At 40.7% G+C, this 23,982-nt stretch carries 21 protein-coding genes; 3 read left to right on the top strand and 18 right to left on the bottom strand.

The window, feature by feature from the left end:
* Positions 1-70: 70 nt before the first annotated feature.
* From PTRA_RS18690 to PTRA_RS18675, 4 genes are all read right to left on the bottom strand, one after another.
* Positions 71-589 (bottom strand): DUF4240 domain-containing protein, encoded by a 519-nt coding sequence (locus tag PTRA_RS18690; RefSeq protein WP_058375123.1) that lies wholly within the window; start codon positions 587-589, stop codon positions 71-73.
* Complete coding sequence (locus tag PTRA_RS18685; protein WP_011330156.1) at positions 589-780, bottom strand: YwbE family protein; 192 nt, start codon at positions 778-780, stop codon at positions 589-591. Before PTRA_RS18685 ends, PTRA_RS18690 begins: the two co-directional genes overlap by 1 nt.
* 69 nt (positions 781-849) lie before the next feature.
* Positions 850-1,131, bottom strand: coding sequence for a hypothetical protein (locus PTRA_RS18680; RefSeq protein ID WP_011330155.1), 282 nt, complete (start codon positions 1,129-1,131; stop codon positions 850-852).
* Between the two features lie 107 nt (positions 1,132-1,238).
* On the bottom strand, positions 1,239-1,451 hold the full coding sequence (locus tag PTRA_RS18675; protein ID WP_058375122.1) for a hypothetical protein: 213 nt from the start codon (positions 1,449-1,451) through the stop codon (positions 1,239-1,241).
* Between the two features lie 80 nt (positions 1,452-1,531).
* Here PTRA_RS18675 and PTRA_RS18670 point away from each other — a divergent pair, with 80 nt between their 5' ends.
* The gene (locus tag PTRA_RS18670; RefSeq protein ID WP_208855550.1) at positions 1,532-2,341 is read left to right on the top strand and encodes an ion transporter; all 810 of its coding nucleotides are present in this window, start codon (positions 1,532-1,534) and stop codon (positions 2,339-2,341) included.
* A 138-nt stretch (positions 2,342-2,479) separates the two neighbouring features.
* On the opposite strand, the gene asd is transcribed toward PTRA_RS18670, so the two are convergent.
* From asd to PTRA_RS18600, 14 genes are all read right to left on the bottom strand, one after another.
* Entirely contained in the window at positions 2,480-3,619 is a 1,140-nt protein-coding gene (gene asd, locus PTRA_RS18665; RefSeq protein WP_058375120.1) for an aspartate-semialdehyde dehydrogenase, read from the bottom strand.
* Positions 3,620-3,817: 198 nt separating this feature from the next.
* On the bottom strand, positions 3,818-6,499 hold the full coding sequence (locus tag PTRA_RS18660) for a TonB-dependent receptor plug domain-containing protein (RefSeq protein WP_058375119.1): 2,682 nt from the start codon (positions 6,497-6,499) through the stop codon (positions 3,818-3,820).
* Between the two features lie 90 nt (positions 6,500-6,589).
* On the bottom strand, positions 6,590-8,206 hold the full coding sequence (locus tag PTRA_RS18655; protein ID WP_058375118.1) for a hypothetical protein: 1,617 nt from the start codon (positions 8,204-8,206) through the stop codon (positions 6,590-6,592).
* Positions 8,207-8,516: 310 nt separating this feature from the next.
* A complete protein-coding gene (locus PTRA_RS18650) occupies positions 8,517-9,842 on the bottom strand; it encodes a tetratricopeptide repeat protein (RefSeq protein WP_058375117.1) in 1,326 nt (441 codons plus the stop codon).
* Positions 9,843-9,893: 51 nt separating this feature from the next.
* Positions 9,894-10,499 carry an energy transducer TonB gene (locus PTRA_RS18645; protein ID WP_058375116.1) on the bottom strand — a complete coding sequence of 202 codons (606 nt, stop codon included), beginning with the start codon at positions 10,497-10,499 and terminating at the stop codon, positions 9,894-9,896.
* A 9-nt stretch (positions 10,500-10,508) separates the two neighbouring features.
* Positions 10,509-10,919, bottom strand: coding sequence for an ExbD/TolR family protein (locus PTRA_RS18640; protein WP_011330147.1), 411 nt, complete (start codon positions 10,917-10,919; stop codon positions 10,509-10,511).
* Positions 10,920-10,972: 53 nt separating this feature from the next.
* Complete coding sequence (locus PTRA_RS18635) at positions 10,973-11,500, bottom strand: MotA/TolQ/ExbB proton channel family protein (RefSeq protein WP_058375115.1); 528 nt, start codon at positions 11,498-11,500, stop codon at positions 10,973-10,975.
* A 3-nt stretch (positions 11,501-11,503) separates the two neighbouring features.
* Positions 11,504-12,871 (bottom strand): MotA/TolQ/ExbB proton channel family protein, encoded by a 1,368-nt coding sequence (locus PTRA_RS18630; protein WP_058375114.1) that lies wholly within the window; start codon positions 12,869-12,871, stop codon positions 11,504-11,506.
* A gap of 10 nt (positions 12,872-12,881) precedes the next feature.
* Complete coding sequence (locus PTRA_RS18625) at positions 12,882-13,634, bottom strand: DUF3450 domain-containing protein (protein WP_058375113.1); 753 nt, start codon at positions 13,632-13,634, stop codon at positions 12,882-12,884.
* Between the two features lie 286 nt (positions 13,635-13,920).
* Positions 13,921-14,535: a DsbA family protein gene (locus tag PTRA_RS18620; RefSeq protein ID WP_058375112.1), complete on the bottom strand. Its 615-nt coding sequence runs from the start codon at positions 14,533-14,535 to the stop codon at positions 13,921-13,923.
* A 96-nt stretch (positions 14,536-14,631) separates the two neighbouring features.
* Positions 14,632-16,521, bottom strand: coding sequence for a methyl-accepting chemotaxis protein (locus PTRA_RS18615; protein WP_058375111.1), 1,890 nt, complete (start codon positions 16,519-16,521; stop codon positions 14,632-14,634).
* 279 nt (positions 16,522-16,800) lie between these two features.
* Positions 16,801-17,313, bottom strand: coding sequence for an RNA methyltransferase (locus PTRA_RS18610; protein ID WP_058375110.1), 513 nt, complete (start codon positions 17,311-17,313; stop codon positions 16,801-16,803).
* A complete protein-coding gene (locus tag PTRA_RS18605; RefSeq protein WP_011330139.1) occupies positions 17,313-17,825 on the bottom strand; it encodes a YcgN family cysteine cluster protein in 513 nt (170 codons plus the stop codon). The genes PTRA_RS18610 and PTRA_RS18605 overlap by 1 nt, the downstream gene beginning before the upstream one ends.
* Before the next feature lie 93 nt (positions 17,826-17,918).
* Complete coding sequence (locus PTRA_RS18600; RefSeq protein WP_058375109.1) at positions 17,919-19,772, bottom strand: DUF885 domain-containing protein; 1,854 nt, start codon at positions 19,770-19,772, stop codon at positions 17,919-17,921.
* Positions 19,773-19,929: 157 nt separating this feature from the next.
* Here PTRA_RS18600 and PTRA_RS18595 point away from each other — a divergent pair, with 157 nt between their 5' ends.
* Entirely contained in the window at positions 19,930-21,201 is a 1,272-nt protein-coding gene (locus PTRA_RS18595; RefSeq protein ID WP_058375108.1) for a Xaa-Pro dipeptidase, read from the top strand.
* A 293-nt stretch (positions 21,202-21,494) separates the two neighbouring features.
* A complete protein-coding gene (locus tag PTRA_RS18590) occupies positions 21,495-23,915 on the top strand; it encodes a TonB-dependent receptor (RefSeq protein WP_058375107.1) in 2,421 nt (806 codons plus the stop codon).
* The last annotated feature ends 67 nt before the right edge of the window (positions 23,916-23,982 follow it).

Raw genomic sequence — 23,982 nt, 5'->3', positions numbered from 1 at the left:
TAAAAAGGAGCAACACACCCTAAGCGTTTTTATATGCAGTTAAAAATAAAACGATTAGGGCGTGAAAATATTACTGCCAGTACTTAGCAAATAACAGCGGATAGCTTTGTTTTAAAAACTTAGCTTTGTCTTTAAAGCGTTTGCCTTTTGGCTCGTCGCTTCCTGAGGGAATAAATGGCAGTTCGTCATCGTTACGCTCCTCGTAAAGTAACCCTGCAATTAAGTCGTATTCATCTATGTACGGATAAGGCTGCTCGTTAACATGATACACAGGCGTACAGGCGGCAATTGAGTCTGGGTTGAGTAAAGCGTTTTCGAACACGTCTGCACCGCGCGATATTAACCAGCATCTAAACTCACTAAAACCATATTCGTCGTTACAACCGGCCATTACAAATGCTGCGCCAAATAAATCCCAGGTGTAGCATTTACGCATACAAATACCAAAGAACTTATCAAACTCAATTAACTGCTGATCGGTTAAATCGTGCAGTTTAAGTTTTAAGTTATCACTCACATTTTGCGGATCGAGCCCTAAATCAGGAGCGGTTACTAAATCCCAAAAAGCCTGTTCTGTTAAAGTGCTCATTATAAAATCTCTTTCACTCGGCCTACTTGGCCATCGTCTAAACGTACTTTAATACCATGAGGATGGTTTGGTGACTTTGTTAATAAACGCTCAACCACACCTTGTGTTAATGTGCCGCTGCGTTGATCTTCTTTTAATACGATATTTACTTTTGTACCAGGGGAGATTTGCGAACGAGTAGGAACAGCCATAATTTATACTCTAAAAAATAATTTGGCCAATTATAGCCTCCAAGCATACACAAACCAACCAAACAAAGATTAATCGACTAAAAACGAAATATTCGCTGCTTTAATAGCCAAACCAATCGTTGCAAGCTGTTGCGTTATCTCATTTTTAAGTGCGTCAAAATGTAACTCACTTTTTTGATATGCTAAATCGTCGTTAAAATAGCATTGGACTTTTAAGGTGTTAGCTTCGTTATTTAAATCAACGGTATGTGTTAAGTAAGCAAAGCCAAAATCGGTTTGTTTTATATTTTCACAGGCAATGGTAAGTACTTGGCGTATTTGCTTATCACGCTGTTTTTGAGTTTTTGTCATAATGTGTTAGCCATAACCTCTTAATTTATTAGTATTTGAAATTAAATAGTAATTAAATAGTAATAACGCTTAATAGCCGTTATTTAATAAGAGTGATTGAATAAGCGTTACTGAGTGTTTTCGGCTCGTTGCTTTTTAAACTCTTCAAAATTAGCCTCTTGTAGTTTAAGGCATTCGTAATATTCTTTGTCTGCTTTGTAGTTACACTCATCAAGACGAGCAGACTGTATTTCATGAAAACGTGCATCAGAGCTGCAGCCAGCCAGCAAACACAAACCGGTTACAAACAGTAAACTCGCGTTTAGTTTATTGATAATCATTAAAATTCCTTACACTTTAGAAGGTAAAAACTGTATATTAAGCGCCTCAAAAAACCTTACTTTGTACAGGACTTATTATGATGTTGCCGCAGTTGCAAAAGCAGTTTCAGCGTATAGATAAAAGCAAACTATTTCAATCATTTGTTATTGCTGTAATTGTTGTTTCTGCTCTTACCGTAGGTGCTCACACCTATTCACTTCCGCCAACGGTAGAAACTGCCCTTAATTGGATGGATATAGGCATTACGGCGTTCTTTTTAATTGAGCTCGTAATTCGCTTTATTGCCAGTAAAGGCATCAAAGATTTTTTCTCCAAAGGTTGGAATATTTTCGACACCCTTATTGTACTAGGTAGCTTATACCCCGCAGCTGGCTCAAGTATGCTAATTGCACGCTTATTACGAATATTTCGTGTATTGCGGCTGGTGTCTATGGTCCCCGAGCTGCGTTTATTAGTTAACGCTTTACTTAAAGCTATTCCGCAAATGGGTTACATAGCCCTGCTGATGTTTGTTATTTTTTATATTTACGCCGCTATAGGCAGTATGATGTTTGCACATATAAACCCCGTATTGTGGGGTGATGTATCAATATCTATGTTGACCTTGTTCAGAATTGCCACGTTTGAAGATTGGACCGACGTAATGTACGAAACCATGCTGGTTTATAAACTTAGCTGGATTTACTACTTAACCTTTATATTTTTAACCGCGTTTGTATTTTTAAATATGATGGTTGGCGCCATTTTAGAAGTAATGTCGCAAGAGCATAAAAATGCCCGCGATGAGCTGGCCGATAACGATTCACTGCCCGCAACACAAGGGCAAGTAAACGCCTTGCAAGCACAAATTGCTGATCTAAAGTCATTACTCAAAGAAAAAGAGTATTAATTATTTACAGCCACCAGCTTAATAATTCTAAATTGAAAAATAATTAATTTAGCATTTAAAATAAAAAGGGTTAGCCAATCGCTAACCCTTTTTTTATAAAACAATTTAAGCGTTTATAGCAGTTACATTAAATTGCTATTATTCGCTATCAACAATTATGCGAAGCATACGACGTAGCGGCTCTGCAGCACCCCATAACAGCTGATCGCCAACAGTAAAGGCGCTAATATATTTAGGCCCCATGGCTAATTTACGAATACGCCCAATTGGAATACTCAGTGTACCGGTGACTTTAACTGGGGTTAGGTCGGTAGTGCTAATGTCGCGCTCATTAGGAATAACCTTTACCCACTCGTTATGCGATTCTAAAATTTGCTCTATTTTGGCAACGCTAATATCTTCACGTAATTTAATGGTCATTGCTTGTGAATGACAACGCATAGCACCAATACGCACACATAAACCATCTATTGGAATAGGTTGCTTAGCCGAGCCTAAAATTTTATTCGCTTCAACTTGCGCTTTCCACTCTTCTTTACTTTGGCCACTTGGCATAGGCACATCAATCCACGGAATTAAACTTCCCGCGAGTGGCACACCAAACTGATCTTGCGGCAGTGAATCTGATGCCATTTTTTCACTGACTATTTTATCTATTTCTAAAATAGCAGCGCTTGGATTTGCAAGTTGCTCGGCAACACTTTGATGAATTGCGCCCATTTGTGCAATTAACTCTTTCATATTGCGCGCACCCGCGCCCGACGCAGCTTGGTAGGTCATGGGGCTTACCCATTCTATTAAGTCTTGCTCAAATAAACCGCCCAGTGCAAGCAACATAAGAGAAACCGTACAGTTACCGCCTACAAAGGTTTTAACACCTTGTGATAAACCTTGCTCAATAACGTCTTTATTGACCGGATCGAGTACTATAATGCTGTCGTTAGCCATACGCAGTGCCGATGCTGCATCTATCCAATAACCATCCCAACCCGACTCGCGCAATTGTGGATAAACAGCATTAGTGTAATCGCCACCTTGGCAGGTAACAATAATATCCATTTTAGCCAGTTCGGAAATATTGCTGGCATCGAGTAACGGCTTTGCTTCGCCCGCAATATCTGGGCCTAATTGGCCCGCTTGTGAGGTGGTGAAAAAGGTGGTGTCGATAAGTGCAAAATCACTTTGTTGCTTCATACGCTCTAATAACACAGAGCCAACCATGCCACGCCAACCGACTAATCCTACTTTTTTCATTGTGAGTTCCATTATTTGATTCATAAAAGTTGCCTGAAAAGATTAAAAATTAAAATTCATTGCGTGAGATTTAATTTTCATATCAAGCTTAAGCTAACACTGGTGGTTTAACAAAACTAGTTAATAAGTTACAACTTAAATATATTTCATACTAAGCCATAAAAAAGCAAAAGCCCCATACAAAAGCATGGGGCTATAATAATTACCTTTACGCTAGCGTGGCTAAAATGTGTAGCTGTAACTCACATCAAAGGTCATTCCCACTTCTTTAGAGCGTACTACAATATCTGACTGCGTAACTTGCTGCTCTTCATCAAGTAAGTTTGCCACTTTAAACTTAACGTTGGAGTTAAAGTCGGGATACCAAGTATAAATTAAATCGAGTGAGTGAAAAGGCTGCTCGTAAGCATCATCACGCCCGGCTATTCCGGCGGCCAATATACGCTCGCCAAATACATTATACACCAACGAGCTACTATGCTGGCCATCAACAGAGTCGTAGTTTAGCTGTAAGTTAACCACGTATTTAGAATGCCCGGTCATGCGTTTAGTCGGGTTAGTTAAGTTACTCGCAAGTGCAGGATCGATATCTGCCTCTGAGTCACTTAAAGTAATGTTACCGCTGGTAAATAACCCTTCGGTTAAATAAGTAAGATCTTTTAGCCATTCGGTTTCTATACCGTATACCTGCGCAGTTTTACCATTTACAAATGAGGCTGAGTAATCTTCATCGCCAATGCGTAATACAGTTTCAATCGGTTTATCTATGTCTTTATAAAAAGCAGCCACAGAGAATGAATCTCCGGTGTTGCCATAATATTCATAGCGTAAATCGTAATTTTTAATTGGGCTACTTTGCAAACCCACACGGCCAAAAGTACGAATGTCGGTTAGCGGATCAAAATACGACACTGGCACTACTTCACGTAAGTCGGGGCGCACTACTGTTTCGCCATACCCTAAACGTACTTGGTAGTTTTCGCCGCCTAAATATGTAAGCGATAGTGCCGAAAAAAAGTCATCTTCATTAATACTGCCTGCGGCTATTTTTTCTGGGGAATAGTAAATATTTAAGTCATCCGCAGTAAAAATTAAGCTTGAGGTGCCGATAGAGGTTTGTTTAAATTCTTCATAACGCACCCCACCACTTAAGCGCAGTAAGTCATCATAAATAACATCAAACGAGCCATACGCCGCTGATATTTTTTGCCCCGCAATATAGTCATCTGCATCGGGGGCTGAGGGTTCATTAAAGTCGAGTAAAATACGTTCGCCGTCAATAAATTCATCGGTTAAATAATTGCCCGCATCAAGCGGATTATCTGCCACAGTTAACGCCAAGCCAGTGCCGTTATTTACTGCAAAACTAGAGGTGTTATAAATACGCGCTCGGTCGGCAATATCAAAGCCGGTTTTTAACTCTACCTCAACAGCAGTAAAGCTTAAGGGAAGCGTTAAATTACCACCGTATGAATTTACTCTGTCTTGCATATTTATATACGAGAACAGCGCACGGTTATCATCGCCGGTAATTTGCGAGTTGCTATAGTTACCGCTGTTATCGTAGTTATCTCTAAATTTAAACTCTACATTAGTTGGAATGTCAGTACTGGCTTTAGAGCGAGTATATTGCCAGTCAGCGCCAATCCCCCAGTAATCTAAAAAGGTATGCTGGCCTAATAACTGATTTACCGTAAGCGTGCGCTGCTCTAAATTAAACTCATGAGTACGATTAGCTCGGTTATCATTTACTATGGTAAATACCGAGCTGCCTGCGGGGCTTTGCGACGTGGCTACCTCGGTTTCATCCTCGTTGTCGCGTAAATATAAGCTCATAAATGAAATACTATGGGTATTTAATCTATAACCTAAATTTAGCGTGGCGTTATAACGCTCGTTTTCGGTGGTGGTTACAGAGTCTTTAACTGTGTTAAAACACGATGTACTTACATCTTGCGCTGAATTAAGGGTGGTTGCACAATCATCTCCAATATCTTGTGCTATAACAGCGGTTCTTCTTTTTGCAGAGTCCCAGCTTTTATCGTATTCACCAGAGAGCAAAAAGCCAAAAGTACCGCCTAAAAAGGACTCATCAAAACTATTACCTAAATGGCCTTTAATATCCCAATTTGGGTCTAACGATTCATCTTTTAAAGCAAAATTACGTGGTAGCGATTTTAACAGTTGATTGTTAATGGCAATAGCTTGGTCTGAGCGTGACGCATCGCTGTTATCAACCAAGTTATCTTTAGCAATAATGTTCCCCACATCAAAATTGCCTTTGTATTGCACTATGGCGTTATTTAATATTTGGGGAATATCGCCATCGTTACCTTTATAGGTAAAACCGCTGCTAGCCGATGTATCTTTAGATAAACCAACCGCAAAGCCGGCAGTAAATTCTGCAGGAATTGATTTAGTACGAATATCGATATTACCGCCGCCAAACGCCGCTGGCATATCTGGAGAGTAGGCTTTTTGTACCGCCATACTTTGAATAATACTGGCAGGAAAAATATCCAACGGCACTACGTTGCGCGTTAAATCGGGGCTGGGAATATAAGCCCCGTTTAAACGCGCGCTAGAATAACGCTCACCTAAGCCTCGTACATAAATAAACTTACCATCTACTAAGGTTAAACCCGTTACACGGCGCAGCGCCGAAGCCGCATCGCTATCGCCGGTTCGCGCAAGTTGTTCAGCACCTAAAATATCGGCAACAAAGGCTTGGTTTTTACGCTCCTCAACCACAGCAGCGGCGCTACCTTGTAGCCGAGTGCCTACAGCAACAACCTCTTCTATTTCGCTTTGCTCACTTTGTGCAGCGCTCAAATTAAGCGAGCTTGCTAAAAGCGAGAGACTAATTGCCAATGACAATTTATTCAATCTAGCTTGATTCAACATCTTTACAGATCCCTAATCAGTTAAAAAACGGGCGCCTAAAATGCACTTTGCAAATGGCGCCCTAACTATTTAATGTACGTTACTGAGGTATTAGTCTTGAGCTGATGCAGCGAGTGCTGTTTCTACCCACTTGTACCAAGGTGACGTGGTGTCTTGATCAGACACTGCGCCAATGTAAGGGGCGTCTTCAAAAAAGCTCGCATCTAAGCCACTTAAATCATTAGCGGTAACAGTAATGTCGGTTGAAGCTGTATTTGTAGCAAAGCCATTGCTGGCAAATACATCCGCCCCTTCGCCTATACGTTGATTACTGCCATTATTATCAAACCAGGCAGTAAGTGTAGTGGCCGTTAATGCTGCAGGCTCTTTGCCACTATTAAAGGTGCCGTCGGCATCGTCAAATTCAGAGGCGCAGGTCATTACTGAGCTATTAAAAATAATTTTATCGGCTTGCTTTTCGCCATCGCTTGAAAAGCTAATACAGCTAGATTGCAAAGCTATGTCTTTGGTCATTAATACGTTATAAAAATTAGCATTAAATGAGTCATCAAATTTAAACGCATTTGAAGGGTCAGTATCGCGAACCGATAGGCCATCGGTGGTGATAATAGTAACATTAGCAATGGTTGGGTTTGATGGTGCCACTTGCGCACTTGATGTACCTTTTACGCCGTCTGACTCAAAGCCGTTATTACCCATATATACTGTGGTGCCTTCACGGGTAATTACGGTGCCGTGTTTAACAAACAAAAACTGCGCTTTGCCCTGCCAACCTGCATCAAAGTCAAACGAATCATCTTGAGTGTCGGTTACAACAACATGCTTAATGGTGGTTGCGCCACCAAATATTTCAATACCATCATCAAAACCTTGGTGAATATGAATGTAGTCAAACTCTGAACCCGAGCCTACCGCATTGAGGGTTAACGAGTTTAAATCATCCCCTTCCCCGCCTACTTTAGGACCTGAACCGGCATACCAAATTTTGGTCCATTTTATATTACCGCTAGAGTCGCTATTATCATTACCACCAAAGTAACTGGTGATCCCTTCTGAGGGCACATTACACGTTGCCGCGTCGCGCTCTGCGTCAGTACATTGATCAGTAATGCCATTACCATTAATAATTATGCCGCCCCAATCTGCATAGAGTGGGCCTTTACCTTCGGCATCAAAGCGAGGAAACGCCTTAGCAGAGGTAAATACAATCGGTTTATCGGCAGTACCAACTGCTTGAATTTTTGCACCACGGGCAATGCGCACAATAGCCTCACCCGATTTAAATGCAAGGGTTGCCCCAGGCTTAACCGTTAAAGTAGGGCCGTTTGTTGGAATGCTAAAATCAGTAGTCGTGTCGCCATCTGTACCAATTAGTAATGCGTCTTCGAATAAGTGAACACCGCCATCTGGTAATTCTTCAAAGGTTAAGTTGGCTGTAATTTGAATGTTTTTACTGGCAAACGAGTCATTATATAAACAGTCTTTACCATCAAAAATACCAGCAACCGTGCCCGCATCAGTTTGGTACTCGGTACAACTAATATCATCGTTAGTGCCACCGCTATTATTATTTGAATTATTAACACTGTTATCAGTACTGGTGCTGTTATCGTTCACCGTAGGTGTAATTTCGATATCGCCGCCACAGCCTGCTAAAGTCATTGCAGTAGCCACTAGACTAACCTTAAATAAGCCAGATAATTTCATTGTTCACTCCGTTAAAGTATTTAATTATTTTGTTAGCGCATTAAGTAATAACTTAAGTCACTTTAAGGCACGATACTCATGCATTAAGGTCACTTGAGTTATCGAATAGGAGTACAATACGGGAGAGATATGACAGTGCCGTTACATTTTAATAAACACTATGTGACAATAATAAATAAGCATATTCAAATGGTTAACTTTACAGAAATAAAAAAAACCGCACTAAATTAATATTAGCGCGGTTTGGCGTTGCGATTATAAACTGTTTTTATACGCTATTTATTTAGCACCTAGCGCAGCAGTAAAAACATTAAAGTAGCGCTGTTTTTAGGGTTTCAGCATGTATTTTTTCGCGCTTTACATATTTAATCCATTGCTTGGCTAAACGCTGCGATTTTTTATGTATTTGCGCTTGTTCAAACGCTAAAATAGAGGCATCAAAGTTTTGTAAATTAAACTGCGCCATGCCCAAGGCCACAAATGCGTTTGATTCAAAATCAAGATTGCCTTTATCAAGTGCTTTACGCGCAGAGTCGGCAGCCTCTTCATATTGCTCTGTATTAATATACACTTGTGCTAAGCGCTGATCGTAGTTACCGCTGCTTGATAACTGCGCCGCTTTTACAAAGTATTTAATCGACTGCGCATCTTCTTTAGCTTGGATCATAGCTTCGGCTACAAAGGCATAGTTTTTAGCGGTTTGCTCAGCTATCCCTGCCTCAATTGCTTTACTCATCACTATGGCTGCTTTATAAGCCAAGCCATTGTATAAATACACCTGTGCTAATTGGCGTAAATCTGACTTGGAGGTTAAAAAGCCTTGCTGATATGCCGCTTCAATAATTGCGAGTTGTTGTTTTTCTTGACCTGTTTCGCCATACATACCTGCTAACTGCACCCAGTATTCTGGTTTGTTATACAGCTTTACCATGCGCTCTAGTACCTTTACTACTTTATCAGTTTGATTAAGTGAGTAGTACATAGCACGCTGTAATACTAGCCAGTTCTCTTTTGGTACTTTGCCTTCGCTGTCACTTAGTGTAATAGCTTGTGTTATGTAGTTAAGGCCTTGCTGGTAGTCTTTTAGCTGATAATAAGTTTGCGCTCTTAACACATAGTAGCTCTCTGGCTTGTCTTTTGTATTAATTGCATCCCATTGATCTAAAAACGTAATTACTTTGCTGTAGTCACTGTTAGCCATTGCCAATTGAGCCAAACTAAACGTAGTGCTTAAACGTAATGTTTCTGGAATACCTTCCTCTGCGACTACTTTTTCAAACGCGGCTATTGCTTTGGGTAAGTCGTTTTCGTTGTAATAAATAAAGCCATAAAAGTTATGCATCATCGCAATTTCGTAGGAGTTCATGCTTGATGCGCGATCTTGTATGGAATCAAGCGCTTCAAGGCCTGCTTTAACATCGCCATCGTCTGCAAGCTTTTGGGCTCGCGCTAACTGGCTATATACTTTTTCACGCAGGGCCGGTACTCGTTTGGTTTTTTGCTCTGCGGCTTGCGCCGTAAAAGCACTCACACCTGGTAATAAACTAAGTGCACTGGGGGTTACAATACTTGCGCTTATTGCTGCAGTGCAAAAAAGTGTTAATTTAAAAATAACTGCTATTGGTTGTAGTTTCATCATCGCCTCGCTTTTCTATCCATTAATAGGTTGAATTAATTAATCCAAAAATTAACCGCTTATCTGGAAAGATATTTTGTTCTGCACTCCCGCAACTTCAACGGCTTCACCATTGACTACGCGGGGCTTATATTTAAATTTAAGGGCTGCATCCATCGCCGCTCGGTCAAATAGCGATTCAGGCTCTGCCTTTAATACCTGCGGGTCGCGAACTGTGCCTTGTTTGGTTACTGTAAACTCAACAATAACGTAGCCTTCAATCCCACGAGACAGTGCGCGCCTTGGGTACACTGGCGCCACTTTTACAATGGGCAGGTATTCACCATCACTTGATTCAAGGGCTAAACCACCGGCTAAATTCACCTCGGCATTAACATTGGCCGCAAAGTCAAAATTATTAGCTTTTGCATTGGCATCGCTGTTTTGCATTTTTGGTGACTCCATTGGTGGTGGTGGCTCTTTAGGTGTGGGTGGCTTTTGAGGTTTGCGCTGTTTTGTTTGTAAGCTTTCTTCTTTTTTAAGCCGTACAAAGTCAAGCACGTTCCCCTTTGCAGGTTCACTCATTGCGCCCTCACCACCAGTAATAAGTGCCTGCATGCCTAAAAACAGCATAAAGGTCACTAAAATGGCTATTACAAATGCTATTAAATAACGCATAGCTAACCCTTAGGCTTCTTGGGCCGCAATCGACACATCAAACACACCTGCGGCGCGCGCTGCATCCATTACTTTAATTAAAGTATCGGTGGTCGACTTTTTATCAGCTTGAATAACCACGCTCCCTTGTGGATTTTCGGCTTTTAAACGCTCAATATTTGCCTGCACCGCACGTACATCTATTTGGCGTTTATTAATCCAAATTTCACCTGTGTCTGAAATAGCGACCAAAATATTAGCGCGTTCTTTTTTTACTGCAGTGGCGGCTTCGGGGCGGTTAACATCAATACCCGACTCTTTTACGAATGAGGCGGTTACAATAAAGAAAATAAGCATGATAAATACTACATCTAGCATGGGGGTCATGTTTATTTCTTCTGCTTCGTCTTCTTGAAATAGGTTTCCTAATGGGGCTCTCATTTTTATTCTCCTAAAATAAGTGGCTATAGGTAGAGCCACTTATTAATAATTGCTTAATGGTCTAAAACCATGCTGTCTTCAAGTAGCGCTACTTCACGTTTAGCGCGGCGCTGTAAGTACGTTGAGGCAAATACCCCAGATAACGCACCGACCATGCCTGCCATAGTTGGAATAGTTGCTTTAGATACACCCGACGCCATAGAGCGCGCACTGCCTGTACCTGTAATTGCCATAACATCAAACACTTCAATCATTCCTGTTACTGTGCCAAGTAGGCCAAGTAGCGGACACAATGCAACCATCACATTAATAAGTGCTAAGTTAGCGTTAAGGCGCATACTGGCGCGTGAGATCATCACTTGGCGAATTTGTTCTGCGTTCCAGCTATTACGCTCGCTGCGGGCAAGCCAACTGTTTTTGATGGCTTTTTTGTAACCACGAAAACCATTAAAAAAGTAAATAAATCGCTCGAGTATCAATAACCACATCGCGAAGATTAACACCCCAATGACCAAGAGAACTTGGCCACCAGTGTCGAGAAAATCACGGATAGCATTGATTGAATCAATCAATAGCACCATGGTTTATGCTCCTTTTTCACTTCGTTTTGCAATAATGCCCGCGCTTTGCTCTTGTAAAATAAGCAGTAAGCTTTTTGCTCGGGTGTTGAGTATGGTGTAAATAAATACTGTGGGTATTGCCACAACCAAGCCAAGTACTGTTGTTACAAGCGCTTGAGAAATACCGCCTGCCATGAGCTTAGGATCCCCGGTGCCAAACAAGGTAATGGCTTGGAAGGTATTGATCATACCGGTAACTGTACCAAGTAAACCAAGCAGCGGAGCCACTACTGAAATAATTTTTATCAGGGTTAAATTACGGGTTATTTTTGGCATTTCGCGCAGTATAGCTTCGCTTAATTTAAGCTCTAGGGTGTCGTAGGCTACATTTGGGTAGTCGTCTTTTACTTTCATAACACGGCCAAGTGGATTGTCGTCGCGAGCAACCGTGTCTTTGAGCTGACGGCGAATTTTGCCGCCCACTAGCAATAAAGATACAAAACGCTCAATTGCAATTAACAGTGCTAATAAACCCACACCTAAAATAACGTAACCCACAGCGCCGCCTTGGTGTACTTGCTCAGCGGTATCTGGGGCTTGTACTAGTAAACCTAAAATTGAGCCACCAGTTGGGTCTAGTGCAAACTGCACAATACCGTTTTTAGCCTGCTGTAAATCGCCTGCGGTTGATGTATAGCGCGATACCGGCTGGCGCGTAAGCTCACTTAGCGTATTTGTGCTTGGGCTGTATTCTAAATACTTACCGTTGGAAATAAGGTTAAAAGCACCAACTCGCACAACTTCTTGCTCTGCTTTGTTACCACCTTCAATAATAACCTGAGTATTAAAGCGGCTCACTTTGCCTTGCTCAGTCATTTCACGTTGTAGCTCATACCACACTTTTTCAATATCTTCGATTGAAGCAAGTTGTGAAGTAGATCCCATTTTTTGTGCCAGATCGTCCATAAAAACACTTCGACCAGGTATTTCTGCCGATACCACAGAGGTAGCAAACTTATTGCTTGAATCGCCTGCCACTTGTTGCAACACACCAAACAATTCTTTAAGTGATCCCATACGCTTTGATAGAGTATCGGTTAAATTAGCCAGTTTAATTTCGTTTTCTTCAAACTGTGTTTCTAAACGGTCTGATTCACTAAGCATTTGGCTACGTTTTGCTTGCGTGTCTTTTAGTATTTGTACTTGCTCGTTTTGACGCGCAGTAAATTGTTGTTCACGCTGAGTATTTTGCACACTTTGCGCAGATTTACCTTGTTCAAGGTTTTTAAGTAATGAATCTAAATCCATTGGCTCTGCTGCTACACTTGCGCATGTAAAACTTATACTTGCAGCAAGTACGGCCATTTTTGTCATTTGAGTAAACAATTTCATTTTCGACCTCTTATCGTGCAGCGTGAACTGGCAGAGTTAACATATCTGGGGCAAGTTGCTTACGCGCAATGCGTAAACCTTTATTAATTTGGCTAATGGTTGAGTCTGGAAGTGCTGCAAACGTTTTTGTTTGTGTATCCCAGCTACCAGCTAATTTACTATCGCGGGTTAAGTAAATGAGCTCTAAGCGACCAATGCGTAAAAAATCGACTTCGCGCTCTTTACCATCTACCTCAAGCAGTGCGCTGTAGGCTTCAATAGTGCGGCCATAATCAACTTCTACTTGGTAGGCTTCGAGTACGCGGCGGAACTTTTCGCTAGAGGTAATATCGGCACGTTCCATCATGGCTTTTAAAGAGGTTAAACGCTTTTCACGTTCGTCTTTTAAAAATGGCACATCGAGTAATACAAACTGTTCAAGGCCGGTGATCATACGCATCATTAATGGCGTAATTTGACGCTCAATAATTGAAACCTGATCCATAGAGAGGTTCATCGATTGCATTTCTGCAATTTGGTTATTTAACTGTTTTGTAAGCTGAGCGTTATACACAGCTAAACCATCAATTTCTTTATTAAGGGTTTTAAACTGTTGCAGACGTCCTTGCATTGAATCTGCAATTTTGTCTATTTTTGTTTGTGATTGCGCAGCCGATTTAGTAATTTCACTGCTTTTATCAATAACCTTATTTAAATCGTTTGCGTGTACCGCGGCACTTGCGGCCACAATACCAGCTATAATTAATGGTTTAACGCCTTTCATCGCATACACCTTTACTCGTTAGTTAGCAGATTTGCTAGTTTGTTTTTGTTAGTTTTAAATATTTGATACAAACAATTAAAAACTAACTTTTTTCAATGAGCGAAAGTGTATAGATGAAAAATGACAAGCATGTTGCGTAAAGAAGTCGCTTTTATGACAGCGTTAATAAATAGCCTGCCTAAGGGTGCAGTGTAAGGAGTGTTGTGTAAGAAGTGTTATAAGAGGAGTGAGTGTTTGACAAGCAAACACGCACAATTTAGCAATACTTAACCCGTGTTCACGTTATTTAGCTTAAAATAGCATTAATTTGGTTTAATGTTTTTTGCCAGTCGGTGTAGTTTATTGCTATTGGGTACGCGCTACCCTCATTAATAAGCACTAAAGATGGAAAACCCTGAATAGGTAAACTATGTACATAATTAATCTCTGCAATTAACTCATCATTAAGCTCTTTTGATTGAAGCCTATTTGCAAACTGCGCTTTATTTAAACCTATTTGCTCGGCTAAGCTAATTAATGTACTTTCATCTGAGGGGTTTTGAGCATTTAAATAATAGGCTTGCTGAATGGCTGCAACCATTGCACTTTCTTTGCCCGCTTTACGCGCAATAAGCGCCGCTCTACACGCAGGATACGTTGAGCGCCTTGGTTTACAGTTGCGCCAAAAGTCAAAATTAAACTCAGTCCCCAATTGCGCTGCTATTTTTTGCCAGGTGTTTTGTAGCATATCCTGCATGTTTTGTGGCATAGGATCTTGGCTATCAGGAGCAAGCCCCCCGACTTTGTATTCAACCACTAGTTTACTCTCAAGAGCGGCTTTTAATTTAAGCCAGCTTGGTGCATAACCCCAGCACCAACTGCACATAGGGTCGTGTACATAAACAAGTTTACTTTGAGCCATTTGCTCCTCCGCATTAACAGCTCGTGCTTAATGTAAGCCACCAGCATTTACACATACTATAATGGTTAATAGCTAAACTGCTGTTAGCGATTGTTTTTAAACTTTAAACTTTTTAACCATGCGCTCTAAATCACTAAATTGTTGTTTAAGCTTGGTGCATTCATCCAAGGTACGGTTTAAATTAGCTTTGCCCTGTATTGAAAGCTCACTTATATTATGAATGTCTGAATCGAGAGACTTAACAACCTGATTTTGCTCATCGGTTGCACTAGCAACAACATGATTCGCATCGCTAATTTTTTGTATTGCATCTATAATCTGTTGCATTACAACACCTACCGCATCGGCTTGTTGCACGCTTGTTTCACTGTCGCTTAAACTGGTTTTCATTAGTTCTACCGCTAAATTAGAGCCTTTTTGTAATTGGCTTACGGTGTCTTCTATTTCTTGGGTTGATTGCTGGGTTCGATGCGCTAATTGGCGAACTTCATCGGCAACCACAGCAAAACCACGCCCAGCTTCACCAGCCCGTGCAGCTTCTATTGCGGCATTAAGGGCAAGTAAATTTGTTTGCTCGCTTACGCCTTTAATTACCTCAAGTACTTGGCCAATGCTGGCTGTATGCACATTTAAGCTATTAATAGTTTGCTGTGCCTGTTCCATATTTTTTGATAACTGATGAATACTGGCCACGTTATTACTGAGTGTTTGCTGGTTTTGCGCTGAGTGCTGAACGGCATTTTTAGCTAACTTAGAGGCACGCTCAGCACTGTTTGATATTTCCATTGCGGTGGCAGAAAACTGATTAATTGCGGTAGCTACACTGTCGGTGCGTTTAGTTTGGTCTTCGTACATTAATAATGTTGAATCGGTTTGTGCCACTAAACTCGAAATAGCCACATCTAATGACTCTGTGGTGTGTTTTACTTGTTCAATAGAGTGCTGTATTTTTTCAATAAATAAATTAAAAGAATGACTTAACTCGCCAAACTCGTCTTCATTTTCAACTTCTAATCTACACGTTAGGTCGCCTTCACCTTGGGCAATGTTTTTAATAGCGTCGTTTAATCGCTGCATTGGGCGCATTAAATAGCGCAATAATAGTTGCATCATAATAATGATAACAACGATACCAATAAGCATATATATAGCGGCCGTTTTACCAAAGGCCGACACACTGGCAAAGGCTTTATCTTTATCGATTACCACGCCTAAGTACCAGTCAACATTTTCTATACCGCGTATTTTTGTATACGATATAAGCTTACTTTGCCCTGCCACTTGATACTCTGTAAATTCGCTTTGTAAAGCTGTATGGGTACCAAATAACTCAGTAGTGTTTTTTAAATTAAGCGCTCTGTTAGGGTGGCTTAACACTTGGCCGTTACTGTCTATTAAAAAGCCGTAACCTAAGCCTAAAAAGTCTATATCGTTTATAATTTTTGTAATAATGCTCATTTCTATGTCGGCGCCGGCTACGCCAATAAACTGCTCATTTTGCTGCATCGGCACAACCGCAGATATAGTAAGTTCATTGCTGGTTACATCTATATAGGGGGTAGTAAACGCAGTATTGGCTTTGTTTTCTACTAGCTTGTACCAAGGGCGAGACGTGGCATCAAAATCAGCGGGCAATACTACACTTTGATCGTTTAATATAAACACGCCATTGGATTTACCAATATAGGTATTTTTAAAGTTTCCGGCCAACTCAGCGGTATTAAGCTGTGTAAGGGTAAGTGCTTTGCTGTCACTAGATTGGTGCGTTTTTGCTATGGCTATAACAATTGCCAGTTTGTCGTTTAGCCAATTAGCAATGTTTTGCGAAACAGATTCTGAACTTTGTTGCAGTACAAGAGCAAGTTGCTGCTCGGTTTGATTACGCATAGATACATAGTTATTAATTGTAAAAACACCAAGTACCAATACTAATACCAGTGATGCAGCAATAGTGACCTTAGAGGTAAATTTTAACGAGCCAAGCATAAGTGCCCTTTTTTAGTTGTTATTATTAGCACGTACAGTTTTAGCAAATATTTAACTAAATGTCTTAGTTATTAAAACTTACAAGCAACAAAAAAGCTAAAACAGTAATAAAGGCTTAATTATGATTATTCATGAACTTGAAAAGAACGGAGGAGATTAAGGTGTGTTGTTTAAATTATGTACTTAAGAATACAAGCCCCTTACGAGGCTTATTACTGATTGCACTTAACTACGGGGAATTTATGTCGTTTTAAAATACGCTGCACAGCGACTAAAACGCTATGCTTTTTCCCATTTCATTTTATTATTGGTATCGCGCGAATTGATAATTGTAGTATCGCTGCTCTCTACGCCGCCTAGTTTTGCTAAGCGGTCGTATAGCACCACGTTACAAGTGGCAGCGAGGTTCATGCAGCCAATAGTAGGAATGTACACTACTTCGTCGGCCCACTTTAAAACCTCTTTAGACACTGAGCCATCCTCTGGGCCAAACACATAAAATGCATTTTCTGGGTGGGTAAACTCAGGCAGTGGCGTAGCACCTTCAATTAGCTCAATAACCACAACCGTGGCACCTTGTGGCTTTACCTTTTCTAAATTATCGGTGGCCGTTAGTGAAATTCGCTCAACCACATTTTTTGTATCGGTATGAAATTTTTGTGCATTTAAATAACGGTTTCCGGTAAAAAACACCTGCTGCGCATCATAGCAACCTGCAGCACGTAATACACCGCCCACATTAGTTGGGCTTTTGGGATTTAATAAACCAATAACAGCCTGTTGCTTGCTCATTAATCGCTATCCTTGGTTGGCCACTCGGCTATATATAGGTCAAAGTCGTCGAGCTTAACGTCGCAATCTTTTACTGTTTTGTCTTTTACCGAAATGCCTTGCTGATGCATTTTTGTTTTGTCGCCATTATTTAACAGCGGATGCCACGAGGCTAATCCTCGTCCTTCGTGCAAACGGCGGTAGCTGCAACTTTGTGGCATAAAAAAGATATCTTTGAGGTTTTCTTTGGTAAGTTTTACACAAGATGGAACCAGCGTTTGACGATTTTCGTATTCGCTACAACCACAGGTATTATTATCGAGATACTGACACACAATATTAGTAAATATTAACTGCTCACCTTCGCGTAATTGATCGGTGGCGGTAAATTCATCTTCATCTTCGCTATCAATAAAGGTATTTAAGCAGCATTTTCCGCAGCCGTCACAAATGGCTTCCCATTCATTTTGGTTCATGTCGCTTAGGCTTTTTTCAAGCCAAAATTGTGTATTTGCTAATTGTTGATCAAACATAATGTACTCGCGCCCCTAAAGAGCGCGCATTCTACCGTATTGCTGCAAATGGCGCAAAGCCAATACCGTGCTGGTAAAGGCTTTGCCTAAGCATTATTGCTCTGATTTAACCCAGCGCTTTATTTTCTGTTCTAAAATTGGCATAGGTAATGCGCCATCTATGAGTATTTGCGTGTGAAACGCTTTAATATCAAACTTATTACCTAGCTGTTTATGTGCGAAGTCGCGCAGTTCGCTAATTTTAAACTCCCCTAATTTATACGACAACGCTTGGCCTGGCCATGCTATGTAACGCTCAACTTCGGCTATTACATCACTTTTAGCCATAGACGAATTAGCTAGCATGTAATCAATACCCTGCTGACGCGTCCAACCTTTTGTATGAAAACCAGTATCGAGTACTAAACGCATGGCGCGTAATTGCTCATCTGACAAACGCCCATACCACATATAAGGGTCGGTAAATAAGCCCAGCTCTTTCCCTAAACTTTCGGCGTATAACGCCCAGCCTTCGGCAAATACGGTGTAACCACCAAATTTACGAAAATCTGGCAGGCCATCTATTTCTTGCTGTAATGCTATTTGAAAGTGATGCCCAGGCGCTGCTTCGTGAATCGAGAGCGTTTCGAGTAAAAACTTAGCCTGCGCCTTTAAGTTATAGGTATTAATATAAAAAACACCTGGACGAGAGCCATCCGGTGCTGGAGACGCATAAGATGCGCCCGCAGCCGATTGTGCTCTGTAAGCTTCTACCGCTTTTACAATATATGGCGCTTTGGGTGCTATGTTAAAAAGCAGTGGCAAACGCGCATCTATTTTTTTCTTAACGTTTTCATATGCCGCAATTAGCTCTTCAGGGGTGTTGTAATAAAATTCGTCCGAATCACGTAAGTGGTCAAAAAATGCAGATAAGTCACCTTTAAAACCTACGGTTGCTTTTACTTTTTTCATTTCGCTTAAAATGCGCGCTACTTCACTTAAACCAATCTCATGAATTTCGTTAGCAGATAAACTAAGCGTAGTGTGTTTTTTAATTTGGTATTCGTACCACGCTTTACCGTTAGGTAAATCGCTATAACCAACACTTTCTCGGCTATTAGGAATATATTGATTAGCTAAAAACTCGCTCATGCTGTTATATGCAGGTACTAAACGCTCTATAATCAATTTTCTATATTGTGCTGTAATTTGTTGCTTTTGCTGTGCTGTAAACGACTCTGGGAAGTTTTTAATTGGCGCCCAAAATAGTGAGTCTTCGGCGTCAGTTACCACATGTGCTGCAAATTGTAGTTGCAGCTTTTTAGCCAGTGGCGTTGGTAACACTACGCCAAGCTTTATGCCTTGCGCCATTGATTCTTGCACACTTACAAGCCAGTTAATAAAGCCCTTACTTCGGGCTAAAAAGTTGGTGTAATCTTCAACTGTATTAAAAGGTTGTGCACTTTGTCCCGAGCCAAAACCTGCAAAGGTATTATGCGCCCCTGCCATTTGATTAATTGGCAATAAATAATCTGGGTATTGCATTCCTTCAAGTTTAAGCGCTAAGTCTTGGGTTAATACTTCAAAGCTTAATAATGCTTGCCCTACTAGCTGCTCTTTATCAATAAGTGTTAAGCGCTGTTGATACTTTTTATAAAAAGCGGCTTTTTTATCGCGGTTAGCTGATGAAATAATAGGTGTAAATTGGTTATTAAACTCATTACGACCATTGTAAGTGGCACTAAGAGGGCTAAACATAAGCGATTCATCGTAATATTGCGCTACCAGTACATCAAGCTGTTGCTGCGCTGAGAGCTCTGACACCACTGCTTTGCCAGTATTACCCATGCTTAATTGCGCGTGGCCACTGGTGTTGTTACTTTCATGCTTACTTTTATTCATATTAGTGCAACCACTTAAAGCAAGCAGTACACCACTGGCTACAACCGCCAAGTTTATTAATTTCATGCTGATACCCTGTTAATATTTACTTAACGAGTATGCGTAGTTACATCAACTAAATAAAGAAATTACGATAGATTGCAGTCATCGCTATTTATTTGCAGTTTGTGTTTAGCTTGGTAAAGTCGAGTTAATTTAAAATACTAATAAAAGATCCCTTAATATGAAAAAACAACTACTGTCTGCTTCTATCGCACTTTTATGTTTAAACAGTATAAATGCTTACGCTGTTACTTATGTATCTGCTAAGGCAATGCTTGATGTTCAAAGTGGTAAGTTAATACAGTCGCCCCTAGTTACCATAGATAATGGCGTGATCACCGCAATTGATAGCAATAAAACGCCTAAGCTTAATAAAGGGGATGAACATATTAAGCTGCCTGAGCTGACACTTATGCCAGGATTAATGGACATGCACGTGCATTTAACCAGCGATCCAACGGTACCTCGCAGTGAGCGTGTAGGACAATCGATACCGCGTATGGCTGTAAAAGCAGCATACTTTGCGAAAAAAACCCTAGAAGCTGGGTTTACTACTGTGCGTAATGTGGGCGCAGAAGGTTACAGCGTAATTGCAGTACGCGATGGAATTAATGCAGGCGATATAATTGGCCCTCGTATTTGGGCAGCAGGCCCCTCTTTAGGTATTACCGGCGGCCATTGTGATAACAACCGTTTGCCACCTGAGCTTAAATATACCTCGCAAGGCGTTGCCGATGGTCCATGGGCGGTACGCGTTAAAGTGCGCGAAAATATTAAATACGGTGCCAACGCCATTAAATTTTGTGCCACAGGAGGAGTATTTTCAAAAGGGACTAAATTGGGTGCACAGCAGTACTCATTTGAAGAAATGAAAGCCATTGTAGATGAAGCGCATCTTCGCGACTTACCAGTAGCCGCGCATGCTCATGGTACAGATGGTATAAAAACCGCAATTAGAGCCGGTGTTGATAGCGTAGAGCATGCCAGTTATTTAGATGACGAGGCAATTAAACTGGCTAAAGATCATGGCACTTGGCTCTCAATGGATATTTACAATACCGAATATACATTGAGTTTTGGCGAGCAAAATGGTGTAGATGAGGAAAATCTAGATAAAGAACGCCAAGTATCTAAGGTGCAGCGTGACAGCTTTAAACGTGCAGTTAACGCCGGCGTTAATATGGTATTTGGCACCGATGCTGCTATTTACCCGCATGGCGATAATGCTAAACAGTTTTCTCGCATGGTTGAGTTTGGTATGACTGAACTGCAAGCAATTCAAGCATCTACTGTAAATAGCGCAAAGCTATTAAAAATGGATAAGCAATTAGGCCAACTTAAAACAGGCTTTGCAGCCGATATTATTGCAGTAAAAGGCAATCCGCTTAAAAATATAGCAACGCTTGAGCACATTCCTTTTGTAATGAAAGCAGGGGTAGTTTACAAAAACTAGTAACTCTTTTTAAGTAGATCTACATAAGGCTCGCTTTTAGTTTATAGCGGGCCTTTATTTTAAGTCTAAATAATTTTTATGCCTAAACAATTAATAGCTGAAACTCTGACCAACTTAGGCTGAAAAAGATAATCGTGCATTTAAAAAGCATAAGTTACGCTTGCTAACTCCAGCTCGCTTAAAAAACCAGCAAACAGATTGTTATTAAGGTTTTTTTAAAACTTTTTATTTATTTGTATAACGATAACCATTATCATTCGTGAAACTTGTTAAATACGAATACTTACCATTATATGCATAACTTTAAATATTCTTTACTTACCCTTGCTTGTTTAAATGCGCAATTAGCCTTTGCCGATGACATAAAAGTTGAAGACAACATAGAGCACATTAGCGTTTACGAAAAACAAAACCGTGTTGTTATGAGTTCTGGCCTAGCTACTAAGTCAAATATGTCGTTAATGGAAACCCCAGCTCCTGTGGTTATTATTGACCGTGAACTTATAGAATCACAAGGGGTTAATAGCCTGCAAGATTTAGTACGCAACGTAAGTGGTTTAACTCAAGCCGGCAATAACTACGGTATTGGCGATAATTTAGTTATTCGCGGCTTAGATGCCAATTACACCTACGACGGCATGTATGGCGGTGCGGGGCTAGGTAATACCTTTAACCCGACTCGTTCGCTTACTAATGTTGAATCGGTTGAGGTACTAAAAGGCCCTGCTACTGGTTTATATGGCATTGGTAGCGCTGGTGGCGTAATAAACCTTATTGAAAAAAAGCCTGAGTTTAACGAAAAACATAAAGTGGGCGTAGAGCTTGGCCAGTGGGATAGTTATGCACTTTCGATTGATAGCACCAATGCTATAACCGATAATTTAGCCTACAGAGTCATGGCTAAAACGGCTTCTAGTGCCGGTTTTCGTGACTTAAAAGAAGATCGCGACGAAATTTATACCTCGCTTAAATATGTATTCGATAACAAACAAAATATTATGCTCTCCGCGGCCTACATTAAAGATGCCATTGCAGTGGATTCAATTGGTCACCCTATTCGTATTTACGATGCAAATTCGGTAAATGGACTAACGTCTGATCAAGTAACCGGTGCTGATTTAGTAAATGATCCGTCTGGCAATGGCTTGCAATTATCTGAAGCGCAGCGCATTGAGCTTGCAAATTCATTATCGTCTTCAGATGGTTTAACGCCTTACAGCTTTGGTACTAATGGTATTATTTCACCTATGGCTAAAGATAACGAAGGTGAGGAGCTGCGTTTTAAATTAACCCACAACTACTTTATTACCGATGATTTGTTTTTAAATCAACAATTGCAGTATCGTAATTACACCTCAAGCTTTGCTCGTCAAACCGGGGCTTATAATTACGTGTATTCAACCCGCAGTGGAGTAATAAATCAAGATCCGCGCGCGCCACTAGTTGAAGACGGTGTACTTTACCCGTTTGCAGCACGCCGCCAAGAGTATCGACAAGTGGAGGCCGACGAGAAGTCGTGGCAGTACTTTGCCGATTTGCGTTACGACTTTTCAGTAGCCGATATAGACAACGAGTTATTAGTAAACGCTAATTATGAAGATAGAGATATTGGCTTTAAACAGTACTCTATTTATGATGCCGATAAAGTGATCAACGATAGCGACGGTAACTTACTTTACCAAGGCACACTGCCCTACATTTACGATATACGAGAGCCTAACTGGCCAACCGGTAACTTTGCCGATTACGACCCACTTAAAACCAGCGACTATAATAAAAAAGTACAAGCTTGGGGGGTAGGTATTCAACATGTAAGCTATATTAATGAAGCCCTTACTACACGTATTGGGGTTGCCTATAACCGCATTAAACAAAGTTACGAGCATTTAGGTGTAGATGAGCGCTACAGTTCAAGCCGTGCAAACCCAACACCTGAGGCAAATACATCAGACAGTGGTTTAACCTATAATTTAGGTGCAACTTATCAGCCAACTGAAGATTTTTCGATATTTGTTAATCATTCTAAAGGGCGTACAGCCTACAGTGTTTTAGGCTCTGTAAGTGGTAATGAAGCCGACAGAGAAGATTCTGAATCGTTAAGTAACGATTTAGGATTTCGCTTTAAGGCCTTTGACGATCAGTTATTAGCCTCTATTGTGGTATTTGAAAGCGCACGAACTAATTTAGAGTATGCTAATCCTCTTTATGAAGCGGGTGTATCTGCAGAGGGTGTAGTTGAAAGCTTTTATAATGGTAAGGAAGAAACCAAAGGTGTGGAGCTTGATTTAAACGCTTACTTAAACGATAAATGGAAAATAAACGTCAACGGCGTATACCAAGATGCGCGCGATCAAAGTAATCCTAATAGCAGCAGTTTCGATACTCGCCAAAAAGGTGTGCCCTATGTAACTGCCAGCACTTGGGTAACTTACTACGCAAACATGTTTAATTTACCAGAGGCAGTAAATATTAGCGGCGGTATTACTTTTGTAGATAACCGCAGCACTAACTCTAGCTCGTTTTCGATTCCGGATGGTTATGTACCTAGCTATACAATTTATGACACTGCCATTTCGTACACAACTGATAAATGGCATATGCAGCTAAATCTTAATAATTTATTTAATAAGCGTTATTACTCTAAAGCCATGTTTTTAGGCGGTATGCCTGGGCAAGAGCGCAATGCTAAATTGAGCTTTAGCTACACACTTTAACTAGGTTTGTCACTAAAGTAATTAAAGGCGTACATACTTAATATGTACGCCTTTTATTGCCTTTTTA

Source organism: Pseudoalteromonas translucida KMM 520, from assembly GCF_001465295.1.
Taxonomy (GTDB): domain Bacteria; phylum Pseudomonadota; class Gammaproteobacteria; order Enterobacterales; family Alteromonadaceae; genus Pseudoalteromonas; species Pseudoalteromonas translucida.
The sequence above is the reverse complement of the archived record's forward strand: the minus strand, read 5'-3'. Positions and strand labels throughout refer to the sequence as shown.

Coding starts and splice junctions, on each gene's coding strand:
- PTRA_RS18690 (WP_058375123.1), bottom strand. CDS start 589: ATGAGCACTTTAACAGAACAGGCTTTTTGGGATTTAGTAACCGCTCCT.
- PTRA_RS18685 (WP_011330156.1), bottom strand. CDS start 780: ATGGCTGTTCCTACTCGTTCGCAAATCTCCCCTGGTACAAAAGTAAAT.
- PTRA_RS18680 (WP_011330155.1), bottom strand. CDS start 1,131: ATGACAAAAACTCAAAAACAGCGTGATAAGCAAATACGCCAAGTACTT.
- PTRA_RS18675 (WP_058375122.1), bottom strand. CDS start 1,451: ATGATTATCAATAAACTAAACGCGAGTTTACTGTTTGTAACCGGTTTG.
- PTRA_RS18670 (WP_208855550.1), top strand. CDS start 1,532: ATGTTGCCGCAGTTGCAAAAGCAGTTTCAGCGTATAGATAAAAGCAAA.
- asd (WP_058375120.1), bottom strand. CDS start 3,619: ATGAATCAAATAATGGAACTCACAATGAAAAAAGTAGGATTAGTCGGT.
- PTRA_RS18660 (WP_058375119.1), bottom strand. CDS start 6,499: ATGTTGAATCAAGCTAGATTGAATAAATTGTCATTGGCAATTAGTCTC.
- PTRA_RS18655 (WP_058375118.1), bottom strand. CDS start 8,206: ATGAAATTATCTGGCTTATTTAAGGTTAGTCTAGTGGCTACTGCAATG.
- PTRA_RS18650 (WP_058375117.1), bottom strand. CDS start 9,842: ATGAAACTACAACCAATAGCAGTTATTTTTAAATTAACACTTTTTTGC.
- PTRA_RS18645 (WP_058375116.1), bottom strand. CDS start 10,499: ATGCGTTATTTAATAGCATTTGTAATAGCCATTTTAGTGACCTTTATG.
- PTRA_RS18640 (WP_011330147.1), bottom strand. CDS start 10,919: ATGAGAGCCCCATTAGGAAACCTATTTCAAGAAGACGAAGCAGAAGAA.
- PTRA_RS18635 (WP_058375115.1), bottom strand. CDS start 11,500: ATGGTGCTATTGATTGATTCAATCAATGCTATCCGTGATTTTCTCGAC.
- PTRA_RS18630 (WP_058375114.1), bottom strand. CDS start 12,871: ATGAAATTGTTTACTCAAATGACAAAAATGGCCGTACTTGCTGCAAGT.
- PTRA_RS18625 (WP_058375113.1), bottom strand. CDS start 13,634: ATGAAAGGCGTTAAACCATTAATTATAGCTGGTATTGTGGCCGCAAGT.
- PTRA_RS18620 (WP_058375112.1), bottom strand. CDS start 14,535: ATGGCTCAAAGTAAACTTGTTTATGTACACGACCCTATGTGCAGTTGG.
- PTRA_RS18615 (WP_058375111.1), bottom strand. CDS start 16,521: ATGCTTGGCTCGTTAAAATTTACCTCTAAGGTCACTATTGCTGCATCA.
- PTRA_RS18610 (WP_058375110.1), bottom strand. CDS start 17,313: ATGAGCAAGCAACAGGCTGTTATTGGTTTATTAAATCCCAAAAGCCCA.
- PTRA_RS18605 (WP_011330139.1), bottom strand. CDS start 17,825: ATGTTTGATCAACAATTAGCAAATACACAATTTTGGCTTGAAAAAAGC.
- PTRA_RS18600 (WP_058375109.1), bottom strand. CDS start 19,772: ATGAAATTAATAAACTTGGCGGTTGTAGCCAGTGGTGTACTGCTTGCT.
- PTRA_RS18595 (WP_058375108.1), top strand. CDS start 19,930: ATGAAAAAACAACTACTGTCTGCTTCTATCGCACTTTTATGTTTAAAC.
- PTRA_RS18590 (WP_058375107.1), top strand. CDS start 21,495: ATGCATAACTTTAAATATTCTTTACTTACCCTTGCTTGTTTAAATGCG.